This is a genomic window from Angustibacter sp. Root456 (assembly GCF_001426435.1).
In the GTDB taxonomy this organism is placed as follows: domain Bacteria; phylum Actinomycetota; class Actinomycetes; order Actinomycetales; family Angustibacteraceae; genus Angustibacter.
The window spans coordinates 202,655-217,649 of sequence record NZ_LMER01000014.1 but is presented as its reverse complement, the minus strand read 5'-3'; the positions used below and the strand labels follow the sequence as shown (position 1 = coordinate 217,649).

The window sequence follows — 14,995 nt, the reverse complement described above, 5'->3', positions numbered from 1 at the left end:
GTGGTCGCTCACCTCGTCGGTCACTGGCGGGCCTCCTCGGGGGAGTCCGACGACGCCTGGTGGGCGAGCTCCTCGTTCACGGTGGCCATCAGCTCGTCCCAGCTCTTCTCGAACTTCTCGACGCCCTCGCGCTCGAGCACCGAGGTGACGTCGGTGTATGAGATGCCGAGACGCTCGAGGGCGTCGAGCACCTGGCGCGCCTCGTCGTACTGCGAGCGCACGGTGTCGCCGTGCAGCTCGCCGTGATCGGCGACGGCGTCCATGGTCTTGCTGGGCATCGTGTTGACGACCCCGTCCGTGACCAGCTCGGTGACGTACATGGTGTCGGGGTAGGCCGGGTCCTTGACGCCGGTCGAGGCCCACAGCGGGCGCTGAGGGTGCGCCCCCTCACCGGCGAGCACCTCCCACCGCGGGGTGCCGAAGACCTCTTCGAAGGCGTGGAAGGCCAGCCGCGCGTTGGCGATGCCAGCCTGACCGCGCAGCGCCTTCGCCTCGTCGGTGCCGAGCGCGTCGAGTCGCTTGTCGACCTCGGTGTCGACGCGCGAGACGAAGAACGACGCGACCGAGCGGATCGTCGACAGGTCCAGGCCCTTCTCGCGCGCCTGCTCCAGGCCGGTGAGGAACGCCTGCATCACGCCGCGGTAGCGGTCGAGGGCGAAGATCAGGGTGACGTTGACGCTGATGCCCTCGCTGATGGCCTGGGTGATGGCCGGCAGACCCTCGACCGTCGCCGGGATCTTGATCATGACGTTGGGCCGGTCGACCGTCGCCCAGAGCTTGCGGGCCGCCTCGATCGTCTGCGTGGTGTCGTGGGCGAGGCGCGGGTCGACCTCGATGGACACCCGGCCGTCCTGGCCGTCGGTGCGGTCGTAGACGGGCCGCAGGACGTCGCAGGCGTCGCGCACGTCAGCGGTGGTGATGTCGAAGATCGCGGTGTCGACGTCCTTGCCCTGGGCGGCGATCTCGCGCAGCTGCTCGTCGTAGGCGTCACCCTTCGACAGCGCACTGGCGAAGATCGTGGGGTTGGTGGTCACCCCCACGACGTGCTGGTCGGAGACGAGCTTGCCGAGGCTGCCGTCGTTGAGCAGCTCGCGCGAGAGGTCGTCGAGCCAGATGGACACGCCAGCATCGGACAGCTGGGCGAGACGGTCGGTCATGAGTCCTCCAAAGAGGCTGGGGTCAGGGTGTGGGGTCGGGGGACGGCGTCGCTCAGGGGCGGTCGCCGGTGCCGCCCTGGGTGGGGGCGGAGGTGTCGTGCTCACCGCCGGGGCGCACGTCGGCGAGGTCGCCGCGGGCGGCGGCCAGGCTCTCGCGGGCGGCCTGGGCGACGGCCTCGGCGGTGATGCCGAACTCGCGGAAGATGGTCTGGTAGTCCGCCGAGGCGCCGAAGTGCTCCAGCGAGATGGTGCGACCGGCGTCGCCGACGACGTCGCGCCACCCTTGCGCCACACCGGCCTCGACGCTCACCCGAGCGCGCACGGACGGGGGCAGCACCTCGTCGCGGTAGTCCTGCGACTGCGCCTCGAACCACTCGCGGCAGGGCATCGAGACGACGCGCGTCGGCGTGCCCTCGGCCTGCAGCTGCTCGCGCGCGGCGACGGCGAGCTGTACCTCGGAGCCGGTGGCGACCAGGATCGCCTGGGGCGTCCCGCCGTCGGCCTCGGCCAGCACGTAGCCGCCGCGGGCGACCCCGTCTGCGGGAGACATCCCGCCCTCGCCACGGTCGAAGACGGGCAGGTTCTGCCGGCTCAGCACCAGCCCTGCCGGCCGGTCGTGGTGCTCGAGGATCGTGCGCCACGCCCACGAGGTCTCGTTGGCGTCGGCCGGCCGGACGACGTCCAGGCCGGGAATGGCCCGCAGCGCCGCCAGGTGCTCGACCGGCTGGTGCGTCGGGCCGTCCTCACCCAGGCCGATCGAGTCGTGCGTCCAGACGTAGGTGACGGGCAGCTTCATCAGCGCCGCCAGGCGGACCGCGGGGCGCATGTAGTCGCTGAACACCAGGAACGTGCCGCCGTACGGCCGCGTCAGGCTCTGCAGCGCGATGCCGTTGAGGATCGAGCCCATGGCGTGCTCGCGGATGCCGAAGTGCAGGGTGCGGCCGTACGGCCCGCCCTGCCAGTCCTTGGTCTGGCGGTCGGCCGGGATGAAGGACGGCTCGCCCGCCATCGTCGTGTTGTTGCTCTCGGCGAGGTCGGCCGAGCCGCCCCACAGCTCGGGCAGCACGGGCGCGAGGGCGGACAGCACCTCGCCGGAGGCCTTGCGCGTCGCCATGCCCTTGGGGTCGGGCTCGAACGTCGGCAGCGCCTCGGCCCAGCCCTCGGGCAGCTCGACGGCGCTCAGCCGGTCGAGCAGCTTGGCCCGGTCGGGGTTGTCAGCGCGCCACTGGTCGTAGGCGCCCTGCCACTGCTCGTGCGCCGCCCGGCCGCGGTCCTTCACCTCGCGAGCGCGAGCCAGCACGTCGTCGTCCACCTGGAACGTGCGGTCGGGGTCGAAGCCCAGCGCGCGCTTGGTGGCCGCCACCTCGTCATCGCCGAGCGCCGAGCCGTGGGCCTTGCCGGTGTTCTGCTTGTTCGGCGCCGGCCAGCCGATGATCGTGCGCAGCGCGATGAACGACGGGCGGTGGGTCTCGGCCTTGGCCGCCTCGACGGCGGCGAGCAGCGCGTCGACGTCCTCGACGTACTCGCCGGTCGTGGTCCAGTCGACGGTCTGCGCGTGCCAGCCGTAGGCCTCGTAGCGCTTGGCGACGTCCTCGCTGAACGACACGTCGGTGTCGTCCTCGATCGAGATGTGGTTCTGGTCGTAGATGACGACGAGGTTGCCGAGCTGCTGGTGCCCAGCCAGCGAGCTGGCCTCCGAGGTGACGCCCTCCATGATGTCGCCGTCCGAGCACAGCACGTAGACGTGGTGGTCGAACGGGCTCTGGCCGGGGGCGGCGTCCGGGTCGAGCAGACCGCGCTCACGGCGGGCGGCCATCGCCATGCCGACCGCGCTGGCCAGGCCCTGCCCGAGCGGGCCGGTGGTGATCTCGACGCCGCGGGTGTGGCGGTACTCGGGGTGGCCCGGCGTCTTGGAACCCCACGTGCGCAAGGCTTCCAGGTCACTGAGCTCCAGGCCGTAGCCCGACAGGAAGAGCTGGATGTAGAGGGTGAGGCTCGAGTGGCCGCACGAGAGCACGAACCGGTCGCGGCCGAGCCACTGGTCGTCGGCCGGGTCGTGGCGCATGACGTTCTGGAACAGCAGGTAGGCCACGGGGGCCAGGCTCATGGCCGTGCCGGGGTGGCCGTTCCCGACCTTCTGGACGGCGTCGGCGGCCAGGACGCGGACCGTGTCGACCGCGCGAACGTCGGTGTCGGTCCACCCCGTGCGGGCCACGACCGGCGCCGAGAGCTCGGCGGAACGGCGCCCGGGGGTGTGGTCGGCGCCGGGCTGGGTCGTGGGGTCGCTCACGAGGGGTCCTCTCGTCGGTGGGATGAGGGGTGCGGGGGCTCCGGACAAGATCAGGAGCGGGCGGGAGCGCCTCATTGCGCACCAGGTCGAGCCTAGTCCGGTGCGTGCCGAGCGCATCCGGTGCCCGGTCAGCGGACGGCCGCCGCTAGCATGGTCGGGTCGAGTACGTCGCGCAGATGACGTCCGACGCCTTGCCGTCCAGCGCATCTGAGGACCTCGTGACCGCGACCGACTCCCACCCCACCCTGGTGGCGACCTCGCGTCGCTCGGTGGGACGGACCGTCCGGGCGTACGTCGCGTTGACCAAGCCGCGCATCATCGAGACGCTGCTCGTCACGACGGTGCCCACCATGTTCCTCGCGGCTGGCGGTCTGCCACCCGCCTGGCTCGTCGTCGCGACCCTCGTCGGCGGCACCATGGCGGCCGGCAGCGCCAACACGCTGAACTGCTACATCGACCGCGACATCGACCAGGTCATGCACCGCACCCGCCGCCGTCCCCTCGCGACGGGCGAGGTCACGCCGCGCGAGGCGGTCGTGTTCGGCGTCGTGCTGGGTGTGCTGTCGGTGCTGTGGCTGGGGCTGCTCGTCAACTGGCTGGCCGCGGGGCTGGCGCTCGCGGCGCACCTGTTCTACGTCTTCGTCTACACGCTGCTGCTCAAGCGGCGCACTCCGCAGAACATCGTGTGGGGCGGCGCCGCGGGGTGCATGCAGGTGCTCATCGGCTGGGCCGCCGTCACCGGGTCGCTGGCCTGGGCGCCGTTCGTGCTGTTCATGGTGATCTTCCTGTGGACGCCCCCGCACTACTGGCCGCTGTCGATGCGCTTCGAGGACGACTACGCCACGGCGGGCGTCCCCATGCTGCCGGTCGTCGCGTCGGACGTGTCGGTGGCGCGTCAGGTGGTGCTCTACTCCTGGGGCATGGTGCTGGCGTCACTGGTCCTGGTGCCGGTGGCACCGACGGGCCCGGTGTACGCGGTCAGTGCCGTGGTGCTCGGCGGGGTGTTCCTGCTCGAGGCGCACCGGCTGCTGAGCCGCGCCAAGGCCGGCGTCGTCGGGGCGAAGCTCAAGCCGATGCGGCTGTTCCACTACTCGATCACGTACGTCAGCCTGCTCTTCGTGGCCGTCGCGGTCGACCCCTTCATCCGCTTCTGAGTCTCGGCGGCCGGCGTACGCTCCGGCTGTGCCGCTCAGTGAGCGGGACGCGTCCGGCGCTCGGACCGCCCTGCGTGGTGCGTGGGCATCGCCGGTGATGCGCCGCCACCACGCGACGGCGAGGTCAGGCCAGCGGAGCGCGCTCGCGGAGCGTCATCAGCAGGCGCGTGACCACGACGACGAGCAGGCTGGCGCCCAGCATGTGCAGCATCACCGCCACGACCGGCAGGCCGGTGAGGTACTGCACGTACCCGATGACGCCCTGGAGGACGCCGACGGCGAGCACCCAGAGGGCGGCCCGCTGCGCCGGCTGCGGCGCGGCGGTCAGGCGCAGCGCCACGAGGATCGCGAGCAGGACGCCGAACCAGAGCAGCACCGAGTCCGAGTGCAGCCAGCTCATCGCCCGGGGGTCGAGGCCGAAGCGGGCCGGTGCGACCGCGTCACCGGAGTGCGGGCCCGAGCCGGTGACCACCGTGCCGAGCAGCAGCACCACGAACGTCAGGGCCGTGAGGGTCCAGGCCAGCAGGGTGATCTCGCGCCGCACGACCGGGTGCGGGGCGCCGTCCGGCTCGGTGAACCGCCACAGCAGGTAGCTGGACGCCGCGATGAGCCCCATCGACACCAGGAAGTGCGCCGCCACCGTGGCGGGGTGCAGGTGGGTCAGCACGGTGATCCCGCCGAGCACCGCCTGGACGACGACGCCGACCAGGGGTAGGGCGGCGACCGCCAGGAGTCGGCGGGGCCGGCGTCTGCGCCACACGACCGCCGCGACGAGTGCCAGGGCGACGAGCGCGGCGATCCCGACGACGCCGGTCAACGTGCGGTTGCCGAACTCGATGTACTTGTGGATGCCCTGCGGCTGGTGCACGACGGGCGTGTACGAGCCGGGCACGCACTGCGGCCACGTGGGGCAGCCGAGACCCGAGCCGGTGAGCCGGACGAGGCCGCCCGTGACGACGATGCCGACCTCGACCACGAGGTTGGCGATGAGCACCGGACGCACGAGCCGTTCGAGGGCCACCCAGCGCGGGTCGGCGTCGGGGGCCGGTGGGGTGGTGGGGCGCGAGGACACGGCGGTCACGCCGTCCAGCGTACGGCGCCCCGACCGCCCGCCCCCGCGACGCCCCCGCCGCCGCGACGGCCCCACCCGGGCACAGTGGATCCGAAGTGCACGAGGGGGCAGGGGCGGGTGGGGCAGCTGGTTCGGGTCAGGACCAGCGGAAGAGGCGGCGGGCGGCGACGGTGCCGACCGCGCCCCACAGCGTGAGCGCCAGCAGCGCGCGCAGGTCGACCCCGCCGTGGGTCAGGGCCGCCCGCAGACCCTCGCCCAGCGCCCCGGACGGCAGCCACGAGGCCACCGCCTCCAGGCCGGCCGGGAGCGTGCGCGCGGGCACCACCACGGCCCCCGCCGCGAGCAGCAGCACCCACACGAGGTTGGCCACGGCGAGCACGGCCTCGGCGCGCACCGTGCCGGCCAGCAGCAGAGCCAGCGCCACGAACGCCCAGGTGCCGAGCACGCCGATGAGCAGCGCCACCGGCACGCCTGCCCAGTGCGGGTGCCAGCCGAGCGCCAGCCCGAGGCCTCCCAGCACCACCACCTGGATCGCCTCGACGACGAGGACGGCCAGCGCCTTGCCCACCAGCAGGCCGCCGCGGCCGAGCGGGGTGGTGCCGAGCAGCCGCAGGACGCCGTACCGGCGGTCGAAGCCGGTCTGGATGGCCTGGCCGGTGAACGCCGTCGACATCACCGCCAGGGCCAGGACGCCGGGGGACACGACGTCGATCCGCCGCCCCCCGCCGAGGTCGGGGACGTGGGCGAGGGTGAGCCCCACCAGCGCGAGCGCGGGTAGGACGATGGCCACGAGGAGCTGTTCGCCGTTGCGCAGCAGGACGCTGGTCTCGAACCGCGCCTGGGCGAGCACGCGCTGCGGCGCGGGCGCCGGAGCCGGGCCGGTGGCTGACGGCGCGCTCATCGAAGGGTTCGTCCGGTGAGGTCGAGGAACACGTCCTCGAGCGAGCGGCGACCCACGGTGAGCCCTTGGGCCATGAGGCCGTGGGCGGCGCACCACGAGGTCACGGTCGACAGCACGCGCGGGTCGACGTGCCCGCGCACGACGTACTCGCCGGGCCGTGGCTCGCCGACCTCCACGTCGGCGGGCAGGGCCGCGCGCAGGCTCGACAGGTCCAGGCGCGGCACCGAGGTGAAGCGCACGGACTCCCCGTGCTCGGTGCCGCCGGTGAGCTCGGTGGGCGTGCCGGCTGCGACCACGCGGCCGCCGTCGACCACGACGACGTCGTCGGCCAGGCGCTCGGCCTCGTCCATCAGGTGCGTGGTGAGCACCACGCACGCGCCGCCGTCGCGCACCTCGGCGATGAGGTCCCAGACGGCGAGCCGGGCGTGCGGGTCGAGGCCGGCGCTCGGCTCGTCGAGGAACACGACCTCGGGGCGGCCGACGACGGCGCAGGCCAGGGCGACGCGCTGGCGCTGGCCACCCGAGAGCCGGCGCACCGCCGTCCCCGCGAAGCCGTCGACGCCGAGTCGCTCGGCCAGCTCGCCGACGGGCAGCGGGTGCGCGTGCAGCCGGGCGACGTGCTCGAGCAGCTGCAGCGCGCGGGCGCCCATCGGCAGGCCGCCGTCCTGCAGCATGACCCCCACGTGGGCCCGGTGGTGCGCGTCGGCGGTGAGGGGATCGGCGCCGAGCACCCGCACGGTGCCGGCGTCCGGGCGCCGCAGACCCTCGCAGCACTCGACCGTCGTGGTCTTGCCGGCGCCGTTGGGCCCGAGCACCGCGGTGACCGCACCCCGGCGGGCGGTGAGGTCGATTCCGTCGACGGCGCGCACGCGTCCGTAGGAGCGCTCCAGACCACGGACGACGACGGCGTCGTCGGGTCGGGCGGGCATGCCCCGGAGTGTAGGTCGGGGCGCAGAACGCGCCGTCGGGCACCCCGCGTTTGAGGCGCGCGCCGAATTAGGTCACAATGGCGTTGTGCAATTGCAGGACGCGACGACCCAGACCCGCGACCGCGTCGCGCGGGCCGTGCTCGAGCACGGTCCGGTGACGGCCGCGGAGGTCGCCTGCACGCTCGGCCTCACGCCGGCCGCCGTCCGCCGCCACCTCGACGCGCTCGAGGAGGCCGGGCTGGTGCTCGCTCGCGAACCTCGGCCGTCGGCCGTGCGAGGCCGGGGGCGTCCGGCCCGGGCCTACGTCCTCACCGACGCCGGGCACGCGTCCATGACCACCGCGTACGACGACCTGGCCGCCTCGGCTCTGGCCTACCTCGCCGAGCAGCTCGGCCCCAGCGCGGTCGAGGGGTTCGCCGCCCGGCGCGTCGCCGACCTGGAGCACCGGTACGCCCCCGTGGTGGAGGCGGCCGGTAGCGCCGTCGCCGACCGCGCCGAGGCGCTGGCCGAGGCTCTCGCGGCCGATGGTTATGCGGCGTCCACCCGCCCCGTGACCACCCCCGCAGGGGACGTCGGTGCGCAGCTGTGCCAGGGTCACTGCCCGGTGCAGCACGTCGCCGAGCGGTTCCCGCAGCTGTGCGACGCCGAGACCGAGGTGTTCTCCCGCCTGCTGGGCGTGCACGTCCAGCGTCTGGCCACGCTGGCCGGCGGCGCTCACGTCTGCACCACCCACGTCCCCACCCGCAGCACCCTGCCCGACTCACCCGAGGGAAGGACCACCCCATGACCACCACCCCCACGAGCGGCGCGCAGACCTCGCACGTGCCCGAGGCCACCCAGCGCGAGATCGAGGGCCTGGGCCGGTACGCCTTCGGCTGGGCGGACTCCGACACCGCCGGCGCCACCGCGCAGCGCGGTCTGTCCGAGGACGTCGTCCGCAACATCTCGGCGCTCAAGAACGAGCCCGAGTGGATGCTGAAGATGCGGCTCAAGGGCCTGCGGCTGTTCGGCAAGAAGCCCATGCCGGCGTGGGGCAGCGACCTCACCGGCATCGACTTCGACAACATCAAGTACTTCGTGCGCTCCACCGAGAAGCAGGCCCAGAGCTGGGAGGACCTGCCCGAGGACATCAAGCGCACCTACGACAAGCTCGGCATCCCCGAGGCCGAGAAGCAGCGCCTCGTCGCCGGCGTCGCCGCGCAGTACGAGTCGGAGGTCGTCTACCACCAGATCCGTGAGGACCTGGAGGAGAAGGGCGTCATCTTCGTCGACACCGACACCGGCCTGCGCGAGCACGAGGACATCTTCCGCGAGTACTTCGGCTCCGTGATCCCGGTGGGCGACAACAAGTTCGCCTCGCTCAACACCGCGGTGTGGTCGGGGGGCTCGTTCATCTACGTCCCGCCGGGCGTGCACGTCGACATCCCGCTGCAGGCCTACTTCCGGATCAACACCGAGAACATGGGCCAGTTCGAGCGCACGCTGATCATCGCCGACGAGGGCTCCTACATCCACTACGTCGAGGGCTGCACGGCGCCGATCTACTCCTCGGACTCGCTGCACAGCGCGGTCGTCGAGATCATCGTCAAGAAGAACGCCCGCGTGCGGTACACGACCATCCAGAACTGGTCGAACAACGTCTACAACCTGGTCACCAAGCGGGCCACCGCCGCCGAGGGCGCCACCATGGAGTGGGTCGACGGCAACATCGGCTCCAAGGTGACGATGAAGTACCCGGCCGTCTACCTGCTCGGCGAGCACGCCAAGGGCGAGACCCTGTCGATCGCCTTCTCCGGCGAGGGCCAGCACCAGGACGCCGGCGCCAAGATGGTGCACGCCGCGCCGCACACGTCGTCCTCGATCATCAGCAAGTCGGTCGCCCGCGGCGGTGGCCGCACCTCCTACCGCGGGCTGGTGCAGGTGCTCGAGGGCGCTCACCACTCGGCGTCCACCGTGCGCTGCGACGCGCTGCTCGTCGACACGATCAGCCGCTCCGACACCTACCCGTACGTCGACGTCCGCGAGGACGACGTGTCGATGGGCCACGAGGCCACGGTGTCGAAGGTCAGCGAGGACCAGCTCTTCTACCTCATGTCGCGCGGCATGGCCGAGGACGAGGCGATGGCGATGATCGTGCGCGGGTTCGTCGAGCCCATCGCGCGCGAGCTGCCCATGGAGTACGCCCTGGAGCTCAACCGGCTCATCGAGCTGCAGATGGAGGGCGCGGTCGGCTGACGCCGCGCACCCCCACCTGCCCTTCACCACGACCAGAAGCGGAGCACGAGCACCGGCATGACCGAGACGATCACCAGCCAGGCCGACGCGCCGGCGCAGCACGGCCTCAAGGCCCACTCGCACGGCGCGGGCACCTACCGCAGCGACGTCGTTCCCGAGACCTCGCGCGCTGAGCGACGCACGTCGTTCGACGTCGCCGACTTCCCGATGCCCGTGGGGCGCGAGGAGGAGTGGCGCTTCACGCCGATGGACCTGCTGCGCGGGGCCCTGGAGGAGCGACCGTCCACCGACGGCGCCCTGCAGGTCGAGGTCGCGGGAGCCGACGGCGTCCAGGTGGGCACGCTGGCACCGGGCGAAGGCGCTCGCGGCACGGCGCTGGTTCCCGGTGACCGCGCGGCGGCGCTGGCCTCCGCCGGCACGCCGGACGCCCGGCACCTGCTGATCCCCGCCGACGCCGACCTCACCGAGCCGGTGCGCGTGACGCTGAGGGGCGCCCACGGTCGCGCCAACAGCCACCTGGTGATCGAGGCCGGCCGCCACTCGCGGGCCATCGTCGTCGTCGACCACGTGGGCACCGGCGAGCACGTCGGCAACCTCGAGATCGTCGTCGGCGACGGTGCGGACCTCACCGTGGTGAGCCTGCAGCGCTGGGACGACGACGCGATCCACCTCGGTCAGCAGGACGTCCTCGTCGGCCGCGACGCCCGCGTCAAGCACGTGGCCGTCACGCTCGGTGGCAAGGTCGTTCGCCTCAACGCCACGGTGCGGTACGCCGGCCCGGGCGGCGACGCCACCCTGCTCGGTGTGTACTTCGCCGACGCCGGCCAGCACCTCGAGCACCGCTCGTTCGTCGACCACACGGCCCCCCACTGCCGCAGCCGCGTCACCTACAAGGGTGCGCTGCAGGGCGAGACCGCGCGCACGGTGTGGGTGGGCGACGTGCTGATCCGCGCGGCGGCCGAGGGGACCGACACCTACGAGCTCAACCGCAACCTCGTGCTCACCGACGGTGCACGCGCCGACTCGGTGCCGAACCTCGAGATCGAGACGGGCCAGATCGAGGGCGCGGGCCATGCCAGCGCCACGGGTCGCTTCGACGACGAGCAGCTCTTCTACCTGCAGGCCCGGGGGATCAGCGAGTCCGAGGCCCGACGACTGGTCGTGCGCGGTTTCTTCGCCGACCTGATCCACCAGATCGGTGTGCCGGACGTGCAGGACCAGCTCATGGCGGCCATCGAGGCCGAGCTCGAGAGCGCGATGGGGCCGGCGGAGGTGCTCGCATGAGCTTCGAGCCCGCCGTCCACCTCGACGACCTGCCCGACGTCGGCGCGGTGCAGGTGGTGATCAACGACCAGCCGGTCAGCGTCGTGCGCGCCGAGGACGGCTCGATCCACGCCATCGACGACGTGTGCTCGCACGCGGAGGTCTCGCTGTCGGAGGGCGAGGTCGAGGACTGCACGATCGAGTGCTGGCTGCACGGGTCGCGCTTCGACCTGCGCACCGGCCAGCCGACCGCGCTGCCCGCGACCCAGCCGGTCGACGTCTACCCCGTGCGGATCGAGGGCGACGTCGTGCACGTCGACGTCACGGCCCCCCTGAACGCCCCCACCGCCGGCAGCGACGCTGCCGCCACCACGAGCAAGGAGCACTGACGCATGGCCACTCTCGAGATCCGCGACCTGCACGTCAGCGTCGACACCGAGCAGGGCACCAAGGAGATCCTGCGCGGCGTCGACCTGACCGTCCGGTCGGGTGAGACCCACGCGATCATGGGCCCCAACGGTTCGGGCAAGTCGACCCTCGCCTACTCGATCGCCGGCCACCCGAAGTACACCGTCACCTCCGGCTCGGTCACCCTCGACGGCGAGGACGTGCTGGCCATGTCCGTCGACGAGCGGGCTCGGGCCGGGCTGTTCCTCGCGATGCAGTACCCCGTGGAGGTGCCGGGGGTCACGGTGTCGAACTTCCTGCGCACCGCCAAGACGGCCATCGACGGCGAGGCGCCGAAGCTGCGCACCTGGACCAAGGACGTCAAGGCCGCGATGGCCGAGCTGCGCATGGACCCGGCGTTCGCCGAGCGCAACGTCAACGAGGGCTTCTCCGGTGGTGAGAAGAAGCGGCACGAGATCCTGCAGATGGAGCTGCTCAAGCCGAAGTTCGCCGTCCTCGACGAGACCGACTCGGGCTTGGACGTCGACGCGCTGAAGATCGTGAGCGAGGGCGTCAACCGCGTGCGCGAGGGCGGCGAGGTCGGCGTCCTGCTGATCACGCACTACACGCGCATCCTGCGCTACATCACGCCCGACCACGTGCACGTCTTCGTCGACGGCCGCATCGCCGAGGAGGGCGGCCCCGAGCTGGCCAACCGGCTCGAGAACGAGGGCTACGACCGGTTCCTGCCGGCGAAGGCCTGACGATGAGCGCCGTCACGGCTGCCCCTGCCGTCGTGCCGGCCTCGGCGTTCATGGCCGACGAGGTCGCGCGCCTGCGCGCGGACTTCGCGATCCTGTCGCGCACGGTGCGCGGTGGCCACCCGCTGGTCTACCTCGACTCCGGCGCGACGTCGCAGAAGCCGCGCCAGGTGCTCGACGCCGAGCGGTCGTTCTACGAGCAGCACAACGCCGCTGTGCACCGCGGCGCGCACCAGCTCGCCGAGGAGGCCACGGACGCCTTCGAGGCGGCGCGGGCCGCGGTGGCCGGGTTCGTCGGGGTGCCCGCTGACGAGGTGGTGTTCACCAAGAACGCCACGGAGGCGATCAACCTCGTCGCGTACGCCATGAGCAACGCGGCGACAGCCGGCCCCGACGCTGCGCGCTTCGTCGTCGGCCCGGGCGACGAGATCGTGGTCACCGAGATGGAGCACCACGCGAACCTCGTGCCCTGGCAGGAGCTGTGCCGGCGCACCGGGGCGACGCTGCGCTGGCTCGGCCTGGACGACGAGGGCCGGCTCGCGCTCGACGACCTCGACGAGGTGGTCACCGAGCGCACGAAGCTCGTGGCCTTCGTGCACGCCTCGAACGTCCTCGGCACGATCAACCCAGTCGCACCGATCGTGGCCCGAGCCCGGCAGGTGGGCGCCCTCGTGCTGCTCGACGCCTGCCAGTCGGTGCCGCACCTGCCGGTCGACCTCGCCGGCCTCGACGTCGACTTCGCGGCGTTCTCGGGCCACAAGATGCTCGGCCCGTCCGGGGTCGGGGTGCTGTGGGGCCGCAGCGAGCTGCTGAGCGCCATGCCGCCGTTCCTCACCGGCGGGTCGATGATCGAGATCGTGCGCATGGAGGGCTCCACCTACGCCCCGCCGCCGCAGCGCTTCGAGGCCGGCGTGCCCATGGCGGCCCAGGCGGTCGGCTTGCACGCCGCCGTCGACTACCTGCGCGGTCTGGGGCCGGACGGCACCGGGATGGCGCGCGTCGCCGCGCACGAGCACCTGCTCACCGAGACGCTGCTCGCCGAGCTCGCGCAGCGGCCCTGGGTGCGCGTCATCGGGCCGACGTCGACGCACGAGCGCGGGGGAGCGGTGTCGTTCGTCGTCGACGACGTGCACGCCCACGACGTGGGTCAGGTGCTCGACGACCTCGGAATCGCCGTCCGCGTGGGCCACCACTGCGCCTGGCCGCTGCACCGGCGCTACAGCGTCGCCGCCACGACGCGGGCGTCGTTCGGGCCGTACTCGACCCTCGACGAGGTCGGTGCGCTCGTGCGCGGCCTCGACCACGTCCGCACCGTCTTCGGAGCGGCCTGATGGACCTGTACCAGGAGCTCATCCTCGAGCACTCCAAGCGCCCCCACGGGGCCGGGCTGCGCGAGCCGTTCGACGCCGAGGTGCACCACGTGAACCCGACGTGCGGCGACGAGGTGACCCTGCGCGTGCACGTGGCTGACGTCGACGGCGTGCCCGTCGTCCAGGACGTGTCGTACGACGCCATGGGCTGTGCCATCAGCACCGCCTCGGCCTCGGTGCTGCACGACCTCGTGGCGGGACAGCCCGTGGCCGAGGTCGAGCACGTGCACGAGGCCATGCGCGCCATGCTCACCAGCCGCGGCGCCGACCCCGGCGACGAGGACGTGCTGGGCGACGGCGTCGCGCTCGCCGGCGTGGCGCAGTACCCCGCTCGCGTCAAGTGCGCCCTGCTCGGATGGATGGCGTTGCAGGACGCGTTGCACCGAGCAGCTGACCGACAGCCGCAGCCAGCAGAGGAGATCGTCCGATGACCGACACCGCCACCAGCACGACCGGCGGCACCCCGCCGACCGTGGCCGACGTCGAGGAGGCGCTGCACGACGTCGTCGACCCCGAGCTCGGCATCAACGTCGTCGACCTCGGACTCGTCTACGGAGTCACCGTCGACCACAACGCCCACGCCGTCATCGACATGACGCTCACCAGCGCTGCCTGCCCGCTGACCGACGTCATCGAGGACCAGACCGCGCAGGCGCTCGAGGGGCTCACCACCGGGTACCGCATCAACTGGGTGTGGATGCCTCCGTGGGGTCCCGACAAGATCACCGACGACGGCCGCGAGCAGCTGCGCGCGCTGGGCTTCAACCTCTGAGCGCACCGCAACCGGCGCCCCGACGCGTCGAGGTCGCTCCCCAGAGGGTGCGGCGCTGGGTCGACGGCTTCGTCGAGCGGCACGGGCCCGCGCAGAGCCGGGTCACCGGCGGGGCGGTGCACCTGCTCGCCGCCGACGGGTCGACCGCCGTGCTGTCGCCGCTGCTCCCGCTCGTCCCTGGCGCGCTCGAGCCGGACGCCGTCGCCGTCCTGGTGCAGCACGTGCAGAAGGCGCCGTCGCCACTGGTCGTCGTGCTCGTGCGCCGGGGCGGTTACGCGGTCGGCGTCGTGCGAGAGGGCCGGCTCACGGCGTCGAAGGTGGGAAGCCGCTACGTGCAGTCGCGCACCGCCGCAGGCGGGTGGTCACAGCAGCGCTTCGCCCGGCGGCGCGACAACCAGGCGGCCGCCTTGCTGGATTCCGTGGCCGACGTCGTGGTCCGGCTCGCGCTGGGCGACGACGGCCGCAGCGTCGAGACCGGCACCTGCCTGGTCACTGGCGGCGACCGCACGCTGGTCGATCAACTGCTCGCGCAGTCGCGCCTGAGTGACCTGGCGGCCGTTCGCGCGCCGCGCCACCTCGACGTGCCTGATCCGCGGGCCGACGTGCTGCGCGCGGCCGTCGACCGCGCCCTCGCCGTCGAGGTGCTCGTCACCAACGCCTGAGCCGGACGGTCGAGCGGCCCGGCGCCGCCTCAAGCCTGCGTG

General features: G+C 72.6%; 15 protein-coding genes. 10 read left to right on the top strand and 5 right to left on the bottom strand.

The features are described 5' to 3' along the window. Window positions 1–20: 20 nt before the first annotated feature. Window positions 21–1,157, bottom strand: a complete 1,137-nt coding sequence (tal, locus tag ASD06_RS06215) for a transaldolase (RefSeq protein ID WP_056674609.1) — start codon at window positions 1,155–1,157, stop codon at window positions 21–23. A gap of 52 nt (window positions 1,158–1,209) precedes the next feature. Then, window positions 1,210–3,447, bottom strand: coding sequence for a transketolase (gene tkt / locus ASD06_RS06210; RefSeq protein WP_056674607.1), 2,238 nt, complete (start codon window positions 3,445–3,447; stop codon window positions 1,210–1,212). A 218-nt stretch (window positions 3,448–3,665) separates the two neighbouring features. Here tkt and ASD06_RS06205 point away from each other — a divergent pair, with 218 nt between their 5' ends. After that, window positions 3,666–4,601, top strand: coding sequence for a heme o synthase (locus tag ASD06_RS06205; RefSeq protein ID WP_056675077.1), 936 nt, complete (start codon window positions 3,666–3,668; stop codon window positions 4,599–4,601). A gap of 124 nt (window positions 4,602–4,725) precedes the next feature. On the opposite strand, the gene ASD06_RS06200 is transcribed toward ASD06_RS06205, so the two are convergent. The 3 genes from ASD06_RS06200 to ASD06_RS06190 form a co-directional block, all read right to left on the bottom strand. Continuing rightward, window positions 4,726–5,682, bottom strand: a complete 957-nt coding sequence (locus ASD06_RS06200; protein WP_082537757.1) for a heme A synthase — start codon at window positions 5,680–5,682, stop codon at window positions 4,726–4,728. Between the two features lie 127 nt (window positions 5,683–5,809). Further along, a complete protein-coding gene (locus ASD06_RS06195; protein ID WP_056674605.1) occupies window positions 5,810–6,574 on the bottom strand; it encodes an ABC transporter permease in 765 nt (254 codons plus the stop codon). Continuing rightward, the gene (locus ASD06_RS06190; RefSeq protein ID WP_056674603.1) at window positions 6,571–7,503 is read right to left on the bottom strand and encodes an ABC transporter ATP-binding protein; all 933 of its coding nucleotides are present in this window, start codon (window positions 7,501–7,503) and stop codon (window positions 6,571–6,573) included. The genes ASD06_RS06195 and ASD06_RS06190 overlap by 4 nt, the downstream gene beginning before the upstream one ends. A gap of 85 nt (window positions 7,504–7,588) precedes the next feature. Between ASD06_RS06190 and ASD06_RS06185 the strand changes: the two genes are divergently transcribed. The 9 genes from ASD06_RS06185 to ASD06_RS06145 are packed head-to-tail and all read left to right on the top strand — an operon-like array spanning window position 7,589 to window position 14,953. Continuing rightward, on the top strand, window positions 7,589–8,290 hold the full coding sequence (locus ASD06_RS06185) for a metalloregulator ArsR/SmtB family transcription factor (protein WP_056674601.1): 702 nt from the start codon (window positions 7,589–7,591) through the stop codon (window positions 8,288–8,290). Beyond that, complete coding sequence (gene sufB, locus ASD06_RS06180) at window positions 8,287–9,738, top strand: Fe-S cluster assembly protein SufB (RefSeq protein WP_056674599.1); 1,452 nt, start codon at window positions 8,287–8,289, stop codon at window positions 9,736–9,738. The genes ASD06_RS06185 and sufB overlap by 4 nt, the downstream gene beginning before the upstream one ends. A 57-nt stretch (window positions 9,739–9,795) precedes the next feature. Then, window positions 9,796–11,022 (top strand): Fe-S cluster assembly protein SufD, encoded by a 1,227-nt coding sequence (sufD, locus tag ASD06_RS06175; protein ID WP_082537755.1) that lies wholly within the window; start codon window positions 9,796–9,798, stop codon window positions 11,020–11,022. Continuing rightward, the gene (locus tag ASD06_RS06170) at window positions 11,019–11,390 is read left to right on the top strand and encodes a non-heme iron oxygenase ferredoxin subunit (protein ID WP_056674598.1); all 372 of its coding nucleotides are present in this window, start codon (window positions 11,019–11,021) and stop codon (window positions 11,388–11,390) included. Before sufD ends, ASD06_RS06170 begins: the two co-directional genes overlap by 4 nt. Before the next feature lie 3 nt (window positions 11,391–11,393). After that, window positions 11,394–12,152: a Fe-S cluster assembly ATPase SufC gene (sufC, locus tag ASD06_RS06165; protein WP_056674597.1), complete on the top strand. Its 759-nt coding sequence runs from the start codon at window positions 11,394–11,396 to the stop codon at window positions 12,150–12,152. Window positions 12,153–12,202: 50 nt separating this feature from the next. Then, window positions 12,203–13,480 (top strand): SufS family cysteine desulfurase, encoded by a 1,278-nt coding sequence (locus ASD06_RS06160; protein ID WP_200941949.1) that lies wholly within the window; start codon window positions 12,203–12,205, stop codon window positions 13,478–13,480. Then, window positions 13,480–13,950, top strand: coding sequence for a Fe-S cluster assembly sulfur transfer protein SufU (gene sufU / locus ASD06_RS06155; RefSeq protein ID WP_056674594.1), 471 nt, complete (start codon window positions 13,480–13,482; stop codon window positions 13,948–13,950). The genes ASD06_RS06160 and sufU overlap by 1 nt, the downstream gene beginning before the upstream one ends. Beyond that, window positions 13,947–14,291 (top strand): metal-sulfur cluster assembly factor, encoded by a 345-nt coding sequence (locus ASD06_RS06150; RefSeq protein WP_056674592.1) that lies wholly within the window; start codon window positions 13,947–13,949, stop codon window positions 14,289–14,291. Before sufU ends, ASD06_RS06150 begins: the two co-directional genes overlap by 4 nt. Beyond that, window positions 14,288–14,953: an acVLRF1 family peptidyl-tRNA hydrolase gene (locus ASD06_RS06145; RefSeq protein WP_056675073.1), complete on the top strand. Its 666-nt coding sequence runs from the start codon at window positions 14,288–14,290 to the stop codon at window positions 14,951–14,953. The genes ASD06_RS06150 and ASD06_RS06145 overlap by 4 nt, the downstream gene beginning before the upstream one ends. Window positions 14,954–14,995: the final 42 nt, after the last annotated feature.

Coding starts and splice junctions, on each gene's coding strand:
- tal (WP_056674609.1), bottom strand. CDS start 1,157: ATGACCGACCGTCTCGCCCAGCTGTCCGATGCTGGCGTGTCCATCTGG.
- sufU (WP_056674594.1), top strand. CDS start 13,480: ATGGACCTGTACCAGGAGCTCATCCTCGAGCACTCCAAGCGCCCCCAC.
- sufD (WP_082537755.1), top strand. CDS start 9,796: ATGACCGAGACGATCACCAGCCAGGCCGACGCGCCGGCGCAGCACGGC.
- ASD06_RS06195 (WP_056674605.1), bottom strand. CDS start 6,574: ATGAGCGCGCCGTCAGCCACCGGCCCGGCTCCGGCGCCCGCGCCGCAG.
- ASD06_RS06150 (WP_056674592.1), top strand. CDS start 13,947: ATGACCGACACCGCCACCAGCACGACCGGCGGCACCCCGCCGACCGTG.
- ASD06_RS06190 (WP_056674603.1), bottom strand. CDS start 7,503: ATGCCCGCCCGACCCGACGACGCCGTCGTCGTCCGTGGTCTGGAGCGC.
- sufB (WP_056674599.1), top strand. CDS start 8,287: ATGACCACCACCCCCACGAGCGGCGCGCAGACCTCGCACGTGCCCGAG.
- sufC (WP_056674597.1), top strand. CDS start 11,394: ATGGCCACTCTCGAGATCCGCGACCTGCACGTCAGCGTCGACACCGAG.
- ASD06_RS06160 (WP_200941949.1), top strand. CDS start 12,203: ATGGCCGACGAGGTCGCGCGCCTGCGCGCGGACTTCGCGATCCTGTCG.
- ASD06_RS06170 (WP_056674598.1), top strand. CDS start 11,019: ATGAGCTTCGAGCCCGCCGTCCACCTCGACGACCTGCCCGACGTCGGC.